Consider the following 13,562-nt stretch of genomic DNA (forward strand, 5'->3'; position numbering starts at 1 on the left):
TGCACCTCGCGATCACGTGACGGGCCTCGGCGGGAGAGCCACGCCCTCACCGACCGAGGAGGTTCATCGATGAAGGTATTGATCAGCCAGGAAATCCACCCGTGTGGACCCGAAATGCTCGAAGCGGCGGGCTTCGAAGTCCGGTTGTGCACGTCGTCGGCACCCACCGACCACGCAACCCTCATGCGGGAACTGCCAGGCTGTGCGGCATTGATTTCGATGCCGACAGACAGAATCGACGTTTCGGTCCTGGCCACGGCGGGATTGCGCGTCGTCGCCCAGCACGCGGTGGGATACGACAACATCGACCTGGCCGAAGCCGAGCGACAGGGTGTCGTGGTGACCCACACACCGGGTGCCGTCACCGAATCCACCGCGGAGATGACCTTCGCCCTGATGCTGGCACTCGCCAGAAGGCTGCGTGAAGGCGATCAATTGGTCCGGGACGGTCGCTTTCTGGGATGGCATCCCATGAATCTCTTGGGATTCGATCTCTTCGGCTCGCGGTTGGGCATCGTCGGTCCCGGCCGCATCGGCAGCGCCGTCGCCGTTCGGGCCCAAGCCTTCGGCATGGAAGTGATCACCCATTCCCGCAACTCGGGGATGTCGTTGGCTCGACTCCTTCGCGAAAGCGACATCGTTTCGCTCCACTGCCCTCTCACCGAAGCAACTCACCACTTGATCGACGCGGCCACCCTACGACAGATGAAACCGACCGCCGTCCTGATCAACACCGCCCGTGGTCCGGTGGTCAACGAGGCCGACCTGGTGGAAGCGCTCGAGCGAGGCATCATCGCCGGTGCCGGCCTGGACGTCTTCGAACGCGAGCCAGCGGTCCATCCGGGCCTGCTCGAATGCACCAACGTGGTGCTCGCCCCCCACCTCGGCACTTCGACCATCGGCACGCGGGCCCGCATGGCCAAGATGGCCGCCGCCAACGCGATCGCCGTGCTACGGGGGGATCCGCCTCCCAATCGCATCGCATAGCGCGGCATGCTCCGGCAATCCGCCACCACTCAAGAAGGTGCATCCATTTCATTGGACAGCTCGACCAAATTCTCGTCGGGGTCTCGAAAGTAAATGGAGCGCAAGGGAGCGCGAGCACCGGTACGCATCACCGGCCCACACTCCAGTTCGACACCGTTGGCGCGCAACACTTTCAGCCAATCCTCCAGAGGTTGGCGGGTGACGAAACAGAGATCCGCGGTACCGGGGCCCGGTTTGTGGGCGACCAAGGTCTGATCAGGTGGAATGGGCATCGGATGAAGGTTGATCTTTTGATTTCCAAAGCGCAACGCCTTTCTCCCCTCACCAAAGGTAACCTCTTCCATTTTCAAAACGTTGGTATAGAACGCCAAGGTTCGGGTCATATCCGCAATCGTCAGAACCAGGTGATCCAATCGCTCGATGTGCATGACACCCTCCTATTGCGCCCATCATAGGCGAGACACACGAGCGAAACACGCGAAACCCTCGGCCAGAAAGTTCACCGCCGGAATACGCGGCCCCAACGGGCGGTGGCGAAGCAGCGCGGCGACGGTCAATGGAGCGCTGTCCTGGAACGCTCACGTTTCACAACGCCAAAGTGCACATTTTTATTTTTACTCCCGAAAAACAACCAAAAAGCTTGTTTTGAATCTTAATTAAATTGAATTACAACACCGCGAATGATATAACAGCCTCATGGCATTTTCACGCAATCCAGGACATGCACCCCACCTTTTGCATGATTTTGCATAACAACTCATGTACGGGAGTGAAGCGCTTATGAAAAAGACTGCGGGAAGACCCATGAAATACGCGCCTTTCCTTTTGGCACTGGACGATGATCAGGTGTATTCCCCCGCCACCATCGTGCGTCACGGCGAAGAGAAAGGCATTCTGGAACCCTGGGGAGACGATCCCGAGGACTATCGACGCCTGAAAATCAAGATCCGACACAGCCTGGCTCGGTTCAGCAAAAACCACGGCTTTCCCGATGAAGGAGACGGCATCGTCACCCTCGCCGGCCAGGCGCCGACGCGCGGCTGGCTCGGAAGCCGCTGGAAGGAAGCGGTGCCGGAACGTCACAAAGCCACCAAAGCATCCAAACCGCTCAAAAACTGAAACACGAAGGCCTTCCGTGACAGGTCCCAAAGGAAACGATCCCGGTCCAGCCCATCAGCGGGCACCTCGCTCCCCGTCGTCCCCTCCCGTACAGACGACTCCCAACCGGACCCATACCGTACGAGACCTTTCCGATCTTCCAGCTCCGATCGACCCCGATCCCCAACGGCGTGCATGCAAGGTGCTTCGAATGCGAAACGGCGGCCACGAGAGCAGCCATTACTCGGTACCGGCGAGTCGAGAATCACGGCGAATCAGGCACCCGCGGGCGGTCCGGATTTGTTATGATGCGCCAAAAGACATACCCACTGGAGATGGTCGCATGGTAGAAGCAATCATTTGGAAAAACACCCACTTGGAGCTCCTCGATCAACGAGTGCTGCCGTTCGAATCGCGATACGAAACCCTTCACACAGCGGTGGAAACCGCGAACGCCATTCGGTCGATGGTCGTGCGCGGTGCACCCGCCATCGGCGTTACCGCGGCCTACGGACTGGTGCTGGCGCTGCGTCAGGATCCCAGTCCCGCGGCCTTCGCCGAGGCGTGTGACGTCCTTGCCGAATCTCGTCCCACGGCCGTCAATTTGTTCGACGCCATCGAATACATGAAAACCGGCCTGGGCGATCTGGAAGCGCTGGCCAACCCAGCGGAGAAGGCAGAATCCCTGGCCATCGCCTATCACCAGGACGATCTTCAGAAAAACCACGCCATCGGCAAGCACGGCGCCTCGGTTCTGGACGGCCAGCGCAACGTGCTGACCCATTGCAACACCGGATCTCTCGCCACTTCCGGTTGGGGTACCGCCCTCGGTATCATCCGACAATTGCACCGCGAGAACCGCTTGAACATGATCTACGCCGACGAAACGCGACCTTTTCTCCAGGGCGCACGGCTCACCGTGTGGGAGTGCCGCCAGGATGGGCTTCCGGTCAAGCTGGTCACCGACGGCATGGGCGGCTACCTGATGAACGAAGACATGGTCGATTGCGTCATCGTGGGCGCGGACCGTATCGCCGCCAACGGCGACGCGGCCAACAAAATCGGCACCAGCATGCTCGCCATGGCCGCCAAATTCCACGACATCCCCTTCATCGTGGCGGCACCGACCACCACCATCGATCGCAGAACCCCCAGCGGCAAGGATATTCCCATCGAGCAGCGGCCCACGACCGAGGTGAGCCACGTGCGCGGTCAAGCCATTGTCGAGGAAGACACCGCTTGTATGAACCCCGCGTTCGACGTCACGCCGGCATCGCTGATTTCGGCCATCATCACGGAAGAAGGGGTATTTCGCTACCCTTATGATTTCAGCAAGGCGGCGAAACAGGCATGAAATGGCCCGGCCCTATCGTATCCGCACGATTTTTAAAACGTTACAAACGCTTCTTCGCCGACTTCGAGACCGAAGACGGGCGCCAACTCACGGCCCACTGCCCAAATACCGGCAGCATGGCGACCTGCTACCTGGAAAACGCCCCCTGCCTGCTGACCCACCACGACGACCCCAAACGCAAGCTGGCCTATACCTGGCAAGCCATCGAAATGCCGGACGGTTGGACGGGCATCAATACCAACTTGGCGAATCACCTTTGCCGCGAGGCCATCGAAAACGGCCTGGTTCACCAATTGGGGGGATACGAGTCCATTCAGCGCGAACAGAAGTACGGCACCAACTCGCGGATCGATCTGCTGCTGAACACCTCGCAGGGGCCCTCGTGCTACGTGGAAGTCAAAAACGTCACCCTGCTTCTCGAGCCCGGCGTGGCCGCCTTTCCGGACGCGGTCACCAATCGCGGCACCAAGCACCTGCACGAATTGACGGCGATCCTCGAAACCGGCCAACGCGCGGTGTTGTTCTTCTGCGTACAGCGCGATTCGGTGAACGAGGTGCGCCCCGCCGAAGCCTACGACCCCGAATACGCACGGGTTTTGCGCAATTCGGTCGAACGCGGCCTGGAGGTCTTCGCCTACCGCGCACACTTCGATTCATCCGGCGTCAGCCTGGATCGGGAACTGCCTGTCGTTCTGTAAACACCTCCGTAAAGATTAATGTTTTATCCATTGGTTACCGAGGTGTTTTCACAACAGACTGGTGTTTTCTTTGTCTAAAGCTACAAGGGCCACAAGATGTGAATTTTGTTTTCGTGCATTTTTGGTCGTTGAAAATTAAATTTCAAACCAAGGTTCACCTTTCGAAACAACTTCACAACGATTCGCTCCGCGTCGAAGCGCTCGCCAGGTGAAATTCCATCGAACAGGTCTCGGTCCACGACCGATGATTCGCCAGATTGGCGGCATTCCCTGACCACGTAGAACCCTTTCGACCATTTCAGATCATTATCCCGGTCCGGTTTCAGATTACGGCACACGACTTTGTGGAAAAAAGAAGGGATTTCAATTACCCCGTGTAATAAGCTCAGCACCCATGTGCATGCAAGCTGATTGTGAGTGATTCAGCCATGATCCAGCCGAAGCTCCTGATGAGCCCGCTTCTCTGGAAAGGCGTGCTGTTGTCGATCGCCCAATTGTTTTTCGCGGCGTTCGCGGAGCTGGATCGCCAGAACCCAACCGACGAGCCAAAGGCCGCATCGGTCTCCGAACAGAGCCCAATCGAAGAGGTCGAATACGACCTGTACCAGATGGTGCCCGGCAAGACGCCGAAACACACCCTCGAAAGCGATCTGATCAAGTCCATCATCGCGGACAACATTTTGGCAACCAAAGAGTTGGTCACCGCCGGTGCGGACCCCCACCAAGTGGGGCAGGGAGAGTGGACCACCTTGATGGTGGCCGCGGCATGGGGCAGGGAACGGCATGTCGCCTACTTCCTGGAACTGGGCGTCCCCATCAATGCCACGACCCATGCGGGTTGGACCGCCTTGATGCTGGCCATCTATCGCGACCATCAACAGGTCGCCTTGAATCTCATGAATCAGGGCGCGAACGTCGGTGCGGACGCCAGGGTCGCGTTCAGCTTCCTTGCCGGCCAGTTGTACACGGGTCGGTTCCCCCACCTTCGCAAGACACTCAAAATCCTGCTCGAGAAGAACCTGGAAAAAGGGGAAGGCAATTTCCTGATCTCGGCGCTGACGCTCGCCATCCTCCAAGGGAATCACGACCTCATCGAAGCCATGCTGGATCGCGGGCTCAATCCCAACCAGACGACTTCGGAGGGCACGCCTCCCTTGATCTGGGCCACCTTGACCGGCAGTCCGAATCTCACCCGATTCCTCCTGGAACACGGAGCCGATCCCAACAAATCGACACCGATGGGAAAGACCCCACTCATGTTCGCGACAGCATTTGGCTTCCACCAGGTGGTCGAGACGCTGATCGAATTCAAGGCGGACTTGAATGCGGTGGATTTTGCGGGCAACACGGTGGTTCACTTCGCCTCGGCCTGGGAGGGTTCCGGCCTGCTCTCCCTGCTCAAGGCGCACGGCGCCAAGATCGACGAGCGCAACAATACCGGCGAAACGCCACTGCTCATCGCGTTGGAAGCGAACAATCCCGATGCGGTGCTGATGCTGCTGAAAATCGGGGCCAACCCCAACAAGGCGGCAGAGGACGAGTGGACTCCACTGCTCGAAGCCGCCACCAAAGGACAGGACCACCTGATCGCACCACTGGTCAAAGCCGGCGCGGAAATCGAGGCCCGCGATCCCTACCTGAAAAAAACGCCGTTGATGTGGGCCGCAGGATACGGTCACGAACGAGTGGTCAAAATCCTGGTGCGGTCGGGTGCGAGCGTAGTGGCCCGCGATCGCGACGGTTTCACCGCAGCCGACATCGCAGCCTACCAGGGGCACCACGAGCTCTCGCGCTACCTTTGGCGCCAACTTGGGGAAAAAGAGCGATAAAGGGCAGGCCCGGCCACATCCAGGAAAGACGGCTTCGCGTTCGGTCCCCGATCGACGAAGCACGGTGGTCCCCAACCGTCCCGTTCGTCGATCGGGAGCGCTGCTCACAGGTCACGTCGGACGGTGGAACGCGCATATCTCCAACTTTGACATTCACTTTGGCGGCTCGGCGCGTGAGAATAGCGTCAAAAGACGCGGTTTGCCCTATTCGTCCCTCAATCCGCCCTTTTTCCTCCCAGAGGCTCTCCCTTTATCCGGAAGGCGGCCCGGGTCAGATCTCATACTCAAAGAGGAAGAACTGCCATGAAACGTCATCTCCCCGCGCTTCTGATCGCGGTCCTCGTCGGCTGCTCCCAACAACCCTCGGCCAAGAAACCCGATTGGTCCACGCTGCTGAAGAGCAGGGTGCAGCGAAGCGAAGCCCTTTTGAACGGCACCCAGTGGAACGAAGCGCAGCAAAACGTCGAGGCCATGAAGGCCTATCTGCTGACGCTGGGCCAGAACGGCGACCCGGCCGGTCTGCCCGAAATCACGGCCGCCCTGGAAGATTCCGAGCTGCAGGGCACCGCCATCTTCGCCTACGGCGAAGTGGAAGGTGCCGACGCGACCCCCCTGCTGGCCCTTACCGACACGGTGGCGCCGGAACATCGCGCACGATTGGCCGAGGCCCTCTCGAAACGCGGAACCGAGGTTCCCGACAAGATCACGGCATACTGGCAGACATTGGACGAACCGCTCAAAAACCAAACGCTGATGTACTTCTTCCGCAATGCCAATCCGACACTGACCGAAGCGGTGCTGAAACGACTTCGCGAGGATGCCCAGCCCCAAAACACGGGCTACCTCTACTACCTGTTCCGCAGCGAAACCAAGGTACCTGCCACGGACCTGTTGCGCTGGCTCGAGGTGTACGAGGGCGACAGCCAGGCCCTCATTTACGCCAGCCGAATCGTTCCGGAGACCAACACACCGGAACTGACCCAAGCTTGGATCGGGCTGCTGGCACACGCGGATTGGCGCATCCGGACCCAGGCGCTCCAAGCCATGCCGCGCGATACCGATACCGAAGCGGCCATGTCGAAAATGTTGGATGACGAGAATCCCAACGTCGTGCGCACCGCCCTTTCGCGATTGAGTGCCTCCCAAGACCCGGAAATCCATCGCCTACTCGGCTCGCGGCTGAGCGACCTGAGTCCCTGTCAAGTGGTCACCCTGGTGACCCAGACGGAGTCGGACACCCATCGAAAGCCCTTTCTCGCCGCACTGGCATCCTGGAAAGACAGCGAGGAACCCTGGAAGCGGCGCCAATGGGTACGCCACGTAGGACCGCAACAGCCCGAAGCCCTGAAGCCCCTCGTCCAGAAGTCCGGCGGTGGTTTGGCGGCTTTGGCCCAATCGTCCCTGCTGCAGTCGCCCGACATCGACACCACCCCGTGGCTCGAGCAGGGACTGGCCAGCAAAGATCCCTATTTGATGGCCGGTGTGGTCAGCGCGCTCGCCGAAATGAAGGAAAACCGACCCATGGAGATCGACGCCCTGCTTCCGCTGGCCGAACAAGCCTACCCGGAACCCGATTTCCACTACGCACTGCTTCACGAACTACCTCGGCTCGTGAAACAAAAGGCGCGTCGCACCATGATCCTCAATCAGTTTCAGGCACATCCGGATTACCTGGTCCGACTGGAAGCCCTGAGGCTGACCGAAGACCCGACCGCGGCCCAAAGGCAGGCCGTATTTCAAAGCGGTTGGCAGCACACCGTGCCCCAAGCCGTCCTCGACACGGCCGCCGAACTGCTTCGTGAACCCTCGGCGCGTGAATGGGTTCTCACCACCAGCAAGGGTGAGGTCCGGATTCGCCTCTTCGGAAAAGACGCACCGATCACCTGCGCCAACATGGTCTACCTCAGCGAGCGAGACTATTTCGCAAACATGCCGTTTCACCGGGTGGTGCCGAACTTCGTGGTTCAAGGCGGCGACTCGCGCGGCGACGGTTCGGGTGGACCGGGCCACACCATTCCCTGTGAAGTCAACCGTCACCCCTACGTTCGCGGCACCGTGGGCATGGCCCTGGCCGGCAAGGACACCGGCGGCAGCCAGTTTTTCATTTGCCACTCGGATCAGCCACATCTCAACGGGGGATACACGGTTTTCGGGAAGGTCACCCAGGGCATGGACGTCGTGGATCGGCTCGAGGAAGGGGACCTGATTCTGAAGGCCTCCACCCGCCAAGAGCCTTGAAAAAAGGCCCAAAAGTCATACCTGTTTTTGCTTGACCACGCTCGATGCCGTTGGTATAAATAGCGGTCATTGGCTGCCGGTGTGGTGAAATTGGTAGACGCGCTGGATTCAAAATCCTGTGGGGGCGACCCCGTCTCGGTTCGAGTCCGAGCACCGGCACCACCTCAAAACAGAATGCAAAAAAGCACCGCGAGCGGTGCTTTTTTTGTTTGAGCCGAAAGCAGAAACGACCGTTATCGCGAGCCGGTCTCACGCCGTCCCCCGATCTTTCTCCCCAAGGGGCGAAACCGGATAGAATGGTCTCGGAGGCAGGTCTCCGATTCGACGCATTCGCCCCAACGCGAGCTCCCGAGCGAATCGACACGCGTATCGACCGAATCGCCGCCCCCAACGACGCCCTCCGGGAGGGAGCAGGTATGAGGTTCAACCGCAAAGCACTGGCGCGCATCCTGATGATTGCACCCCCCATCCTGTTCGTGCTCTACATCACGCACAGTATTTCCGTGATTCGCGGCCTCTTGTCGGAATCCTCCAGCTTTCACCTGGATTACGCCAACAACCTGATTCAAGACTACTTGGAAATGAGTCTCGCCTTGGATCTGCGCGAGTTGGAATCGTGCCTCGAGCGAAACCGGGAGGGCTGTAAACGCGCCAAGTGGCTAACGGTGGAACCGGAACCGAACTCGAATCAAACGCCCTTCACCGAGGTGGCCGCAGGCGAGGAACGGCTGGCGGTATACCTGCGCAAAGAGGCACTTTCACGGATCCTGGAAAATTACTTCTCCACCAAGCCCGGCCTCAAGGGCCTGCTCACGTCCCGGTACCACGAACCCGTTTACTGGATCCAAATCTTGGATGCCGACAAACAAGTAGTCTATCGATCCGGTCCGGACCCCGACAAGGAAGCCGACCATCAAGTCTACGCCATGGACCGCACCCTGAAGGGCTACGTACTCGATATCGTCTACAGCTCGTTCGGCCCCAAACAACTCTATTCGGTGGCCCGCACCCGCATCAACTTCGGGCTCATTTTCCTGCTGTTCGTGATGGCCCTGTCCAGTCTCCTGCTGGCCACACGCGCACTACGCCAGAAAATCCTGCTGGCTCGCCAAAAAACGTTCTTTGTCACCACCGTTTCCCACGAGTTCAAAACCCCTTTGGCAATTATGAAACTGGCGGCCGAAACCCTTTCCGCCAAACGCTACAAGACCGAAGAGGACGAACAGCGATTCCACCGCATGATCACCACCGAGATCAACCGTCTCGATCTGCTCGTGCATAAAATCCTGAGTTTCAACAAGATCGAAATGGGACAAATCCAATTTCATCCTCAACGACAGGACCTGAAGGACATATTGAGACCGAGCCTGGAAGCGTTCCAGATGCAGGCCAAATCGGAAGGAATCCAACTGGAGGTGGACCTCACCGAGTCGCCCTGCCCCATCGAGGGCGATCCGGGGTTGATCCGCCACGCCTTCGACAACATCTGCGACAACGCCTTCAAGTACAACGGCGACGGCAAACGGATCGATATCGACTGCAGCCGGGAAGCTCAAAAAATTCTGGTTCGGGTCCGCGATTTCGGGGTCGGCATCAAGCCCGAGGAGTTGCCGCATATCACCAAGAGCTTCTACCGCATCGACGATCCCAAAACGCGCGGCATTCGCGGCTCCGGCCTGGGACTGTCGATCTCGAACCACATCTTCAGTCGATCCGGTGCGAAACTCAGTGTCGCCTCGATCTACGGCGAGGGAACCACCTTCACCATTTGTTTCCCTGTGTGCGAAGCCGACAACCCTGCAATGGACGCGGTATAATCCCAACCATATCTGGCGATTGACGCCTCCCCACCGCGATCCGGCGTGAAGGAAACCATGAACAAGATCCTATTGGTAGAAGATGAAAAGGAACTGCGCTTTTCTTTGGTCCACAACCTGGGATTCGAAGGTTACGAAGTCATCGAAGCCCCAAACGGCCGCCAGGCACTCGATCTGTACGGCGAGCATGCTTTCGACCTGGTCATCTTGGACATCATGATGCCCGAAATCGATGGCCTGACGGTCCTGAAACGGATTCGCGAGTCCAATGAGACGATTCCCATTTTGATGCTGACCGCCAAATCGACGGAAATGGACAAGGTCATCGGTTTCGAATTGGGTGCCGACGATTACCTGACGAAACCGTTCGGTCTGGGCGAGTTCCTGGCCCGCGTCAAGGCCCTGCTGCGACGCCGGCGATTGGCGCCCGAAACCCGATCCCAAACGGTTCGGTTCCTGGACATCGAGATCGATTTCGAGAACTACAGCGTGACCCGCGAGGAAGAGCCGATCCACTTCAGCCAAAAAGAGTTCCAACTACTCAAATACCTGGTTCGTCACCCGCACCAAGCCATCGAGAAAAGTCGCATTCTCGAAGCGGTCTGGGGTTATAAATCAAATGCCACCACGCGCACGATCGACACCCACATCGCCCGGATTCGCCGTAAACTGGACGACCAGGATGACAACCAAATCATTCAGACCGTTCCCACTGTGGGGTATAAATTCGTGGCAAAATTGGAGTCCTGAATCGGCCGTCTGCTGCCGGTTCCTGTTTTATATGTAAAGGAGTGTACTCATGTTGTTGGTCTTATTGTGTTCGATGTTCATTTATTCAGGTTCGGCCAGCCCGGAAATCTACGGCAAGGCCCCCAAAAGCGAAACCCCGATCATTACCATCGAAGCCTTCGCCAAAAACCCGGAAGCCTATATGGACAAAGTGGTTCGGGTGGAAGGCGAAGTCCAGGAAGTTTGTCCCAAGGCGGGTTGCTGGTTGGACATTTCCGACGGCAAGGAGTCGGTACGCATCAAGGTAAAAGACGGGGAAATCGTGTTCAAGCAAAAGATGGTCGGCAAGAAGGTGATCGCCGAAGGCACCGTCTACAAGTTCGATCTGACTCGGGAACAAGCGGTCAATTACTTCGCCCACCTTGCGGAAGAAAAAAACGAGCCCTTCGATCCGGCCACCGTGACGGAAGGAACCACGATCTATCAAATCGGCGGCATCGGCGTTCGGGTCCTCGGCGCCAAAAAACCGTAACCGCATCACCAGAACCATCCAGGCGTTACATGATGCCTTCGTCGATCAGAAGCTCGGTCAATTTTTCCGGACTGGCCTCGGTCACGTAGCGATCGCGCCATTGAACCACCGGCGACTCCACGCAGTTGCCGGTGCACCCGGAAATATCGTGACACAGGGGCAGCCCGGCGGCCTCGAGGTCGCGACACCAGCCGACCAGCTCATCGCTGCCCATGAGGCTGCAACTCGGTCCACGACAGACGATAACGTTCAGTGTCTTTTCGATTTCCGTCACCTGCTCTCCTCACTTCACATGGTACCGGATCGATACGAATTCCGGTTCGTGGGATCGACCCTTCAGGATCGGATTGACCTGGTTGCGTTCAGCTCTTAACCTTATGAAGGTCAGCGGCACCGTGACCTGGTTGCGGATGCGTTTGTTTGAGATTAAAATGCGCGACGCCGGGGTTTCCACCCCTTGGATCGCGTGCTTCATTGCGCGGAGGAGTCATCTATGCCTCAACGAAACCCCAACCAGCAGAAACCCCGCATCTTTACGCTGGAAGAAGCGCGACAACTCGTGCCCTGGCTGATGGAAGCCAGTCGAGAAGCTGAAGCCCGCGTTTTTGAAATTCAACAGAAAGCCAAAGATACACGCGGTGCCCAAACTCGGTCGCAACGCATTATACAATACTGGGCCGAAACCGTAACCAAGCTCGGCGCCGAACCGAAGCAACCGTTTACGGTAGACTTCGACAGTGGTAAAGACTATTTTTGCTGGGAATACCCCGAGGAAGACATCTACTTCCGTCACGACTATCACTTGGGGTACGCCGGACGATATCGAATCGAGGATTCAGAATGAACACCTTCCGTTTTAAATACACGACGCTCTTTTTGACTGTTCTCTTGTTGACGGGCACCGCTTCGACGGTTTTCGCCCAATCCTTCACCATGACCACCAGCGAAAACCGCGATAAAGCCAGCTACTCGTATCTCAACGAGCGCTGGCCGGAGAAGATGATGCTCTTCGGCTTCGAACGTGACCGGAAAGAGATCGACATCGATGCCGTCACGCTGATTCAGGTCTGGTCGGCCTGCTGTGGCGCGGAACCCTACCTGTGGGAACAGTTGGAAGCGATCAACGAAGAGTTCAAGCCCAAAGGCCTGAAGTGGGTATCGATCAACTTCGAAAACGGCACGGCCTACGACGATCAGGTGGAGATCATCCAGGAATACTTCAAAAAGAACAAGAAACCCGAGCATTTTTATTTGGATCCGATGGGCTCCACCATCAGCAAGTTGAAGGTCCACGGTTTCCCCACCTATTTTCTGGTTTCCAAAGAGGGACGACTCGTTTTCACCACCAACGGAAAAGACAACGACGGCATGGCGCTGCTCCAAGCCGAACTCGAGAAAATGCTCAACTGAAGGTGATGGGTCCATGACCTCAGTCCATGGACCCGACTCGACAGGAAACCCGACAGGAAATCATGCATGATTGATTCACACAGCCACATTTACGGCTCCCGCTTCCAGAGCGACCAACAGGACGTCATCGATCGCGCGATCGCGGCGGGCATTCGCCACCTTCTACAGGTTGGCTGCAATCTGGAAGAGTCCCGCACGGTGGTCGAATTGGCCGAACGCGTGCCGGGCATCTACGCATCCGTCGGCGTGCATCCTCACGACGCGTCGACCGTCGACGACGGGGTTTTGGATGCAATCGAGGGGCTGCTCGATCACCCGAAGGTCGTGAGCTGGGGCGAGATCGGTCTCGACTTCTACTACGACAACAGCCCGCGCGACATTCAGTGCCAGGCCTTCGAAGCCCAACTGGTGCGGGCCTGTGCCAACGAGGTTCCGGTCGTGATCCACACCCGTGACGCGGAGCCCGAGACGCTGGAGGTCCTTTCGGCCCGGGTTCCCTCCCGCGGCGGCCACGTTCATTGCTTCACGGGCACCGCACCCATGGCGAAGTCGCTGCTCGACCTGGGTTTCCACATCGGTTTCACCGGCATCATCACGTTCAGGAGTGCCGCCGAGTTGCGCGAGGTGGTGCGCATGGTGCCACTGGAGCGGCTCCTGATCGAGACCGACAGCCCCTATCTGGCACCGGTCCCGCATCGCGGCAAACGCAACGAACCGGCCTACGTGACCCACGTCGCCGAAGCGATCGCCGCCATCAAAGAGATTCCGCTGCAAGACGTCGTCGAGGCGACCAACCAAAATTTTTACCGCGTCTACGAGAAAGCGGGCCTGACCTGGGAGTTGCTGGGGGCCGCCTGACCACTGGTCGGT

At 58.3% G+C, this 13,562-nt stretch carries 14 protein-coding genes and 1 tRNA gene; 13 read left to right on the plus strand and 2 right to left on the minus strand.

Annotated features, from left to right (window positions below):
• Positions 1–69 precede the first annotated feature (69 nt).
• The gene (locus J3U87_RS12050) at positions 70–987 is read left to right on the plus strand and encodes a 2-hydroxyacid dehydrogenase (protein ID WP_237383287.1); all 918 of its coding nucleotides are present in this window, start codon (positions 70–72) and stop codon (positions 985–987) included.
• A gap of 29 nt (positions 988–1,016) precedes the next feature.
• On the opposite strand, the gene J3U87_RS12055 is transcribed toward J3U87_RS12050, so the two are convergent.
• A complete protein-coding gene (locus J3U87_RS12055) occupies positions 1,017–1,415 on the minus strand; it encodes a VOC family protein (RefSeq protein ID WP_237383288.1) in 399 nt (132 codons plus the stop codon).
• Between the two features lie 376 nt (positions 1,416–1,791).
• On the opposite strand from J3U87_RS12055, the gene J3U87_RS12060 reads away from it, so the two are divergent.
• The 9 genes from J3U87_RS12060 to J3U87_RS12100 all read left to right on the plus strand — a co-directional run bounded on the left by J3U87_RS12060 (position 1,792) and on the right by J3U87_RS12100 (position 11,282).
• The gene (locus J3U87_RS12060) at positions 1,792–2,106 is read left to right on the plus strand and encodes a hypothetical protein (protein ID WP_237383289.1); all 315 of its coding nucleotides are present in this window, start codon (positions 1,792–1,794) and stop codon (positions 2,104–2,106) included.
• A gap of 322 nt (positions 2,107–2,428) precedes the next feature.
• Entirely contained in the window at positions 2,429–3,439 is a 1,011-nt protein-coding gene (gene mtnA, locus J3U87_RS12065; RefSeq protein WP_237383290.1) for an S-methyl-5-thioribose-1-phosphate isomerase, read from the plus strand.
• Positions 3,436–4,137 (plus strand): DNA/RNA nuclease SfsA, encoded by a 702-nt coding sequence (gene sfsA, locus J3U87_RS12070; RefSeq protein WP_237383291.1) that lies wholly within the window; start codon positions 3,436–3,438, stop codon positions 4,135–4,137. The genes mtnA and sfsA overlap by 4 nt, the downstream gene beginning before the upstream one ends.
• 428 nt (positions 4,138–4,565) lie before the next feature.
• Positions 4,566–5,966 (plus strand): ankyrin repeat domain-containing protein, encoded by a 1,401-nt coding sequence (locus J3U87_RS12075; protein WP_237383292.1) that lies wholly within the window; start codon positions 4,566–4,568, stop codon positions 5,964–5,966.
• A gap of 303 nt (positions 5,967–6,269) precedes the next feature.
• Positions 6,270–8,204 carry a peptidylprolyl isomerase gene (locus J3U87_RS12080; RefSeq protein WP_237383293.1) on the plus strand — a complete coding sequence of 645 codons (1,935 nt, stop codon included), beginning with the start codon at positions 6,270–6,272 and terminating at the stop codon, positions 8,202–8,204.
• Positions 8,205–8,279: 75 nt separating this feature from the next.
• A tRNA-Leu gene (locus J3U87_RS12085) sits at positions 8,280–8,366 on the plus strand.
• A 254-nt stretch (positions 8,367–8,620) separates the two neighbouring features.
• A complete protein-coding gene (locus J3U87_RS12090; protein ID WP_237383294.1) occupies positions 8,621–10,021 on the plus strand; it encodes a sensor histidine kinase in 1,401 nt (466 codons plus the stop codon).
• Between the two features lie 57 nt (positions 10,022–10,078).
• Positions 10,079–10,771: a response regulator transcription factor gene (locus tag J3U87_RS12095; protein ID WP_237383295.1), complete on the plus strand. Its 693-nt coding sequence runs from the start codon at positions 10,079–10,081 to the stop codon at positions 10,769–10,771.
• 49 nt (positions 10,772–10,820) lie between these two features.
• Positions 10,821–11,282, plus strand: coding sequence for a DUF4920 domain-containing protein (locus J3U87_RS12100; RefSeq protein ID WP_237383296.1), 462 nt, complete (start codon positions 10,821–10,823; stop codon positions 11,280–11,282).
• A gap of 25 nt (positions 11,283–11,307) precedes the next feature.
• On the opposite strand, the gene J3U87_RS12105 is transcribed toward J3U87_RS12100, so the two are convergent.
• On the minus strand, positions 11,308–11,556 hold the full coding sequence (locus tag J3U87_RS12105; RefSeq protein ID WP_237383297.1) for an NAD(P)H-dependent oxidoreductase subunit E: 249 nt from the start codon (positions 11,554–11,556) through the stop codon (positions 11,308–11,310).
• A 219-nt stretch (positions 11,557–11,775) separates the two neighbouring features.
• Here J3U87_RS12105 and J3U87_RS12110 point away from each other — a divergent pair, with 219 nt between their 5' ends.
• From J3U87_RS12110 to J3U87_RS12120, 3 genes are all read left to right on the plus strand, one after another.
• Complete coding sequence (locus J3U87_RS12110; protein ID WP_237383298.1) at positions 11,776–12,126, plus strand: DUF2203 family protein; 351 nt, start codon at positions 11,776–11,778, stop codon at positions 12,124–12,126.
• Positions 12,123–12,692 carry a TlpA family protein disulfide reductase gene (locus J3U87_RS12115; protein ID WP_237383299.1) on the plus strand — a complete coding sequence of 190 codons (570 nt, stop codon included), beginning with the start codon at positions 12,123–12,125 and terminating at the stop codon, positions 12,690–12,692. Before J3U87_RS12110 ends, J3U87_RS12115 begins: the two co-directional genes overlap by 4 nt.
• 66 nt (positions 12,693–12,758) lie before the next feature.
• Positions 12,759–13,550, plus strand: coding sequence for a TatD family hydrolase (locus tag J3U87_RS12120; RefSeq protein ID WP_237383300.1), 792 nt, complete (start codon positions 12,759–12,761; stop codon positions 13,548–13,550).
• The last annotated feature ends 12 nt before the right edge of the window (positions 13,551–13,562 follow it).

Source organism: Sulfidibacter corallicola (assembly GCF_017498545.1).
Lineage (GTDB): Bacteria > Acidobacteriota > Holophagae > Acanthopleuribacterales > Acanthopleuribacteraceae > Sulfidibacter > Sulfidibacter corallicola.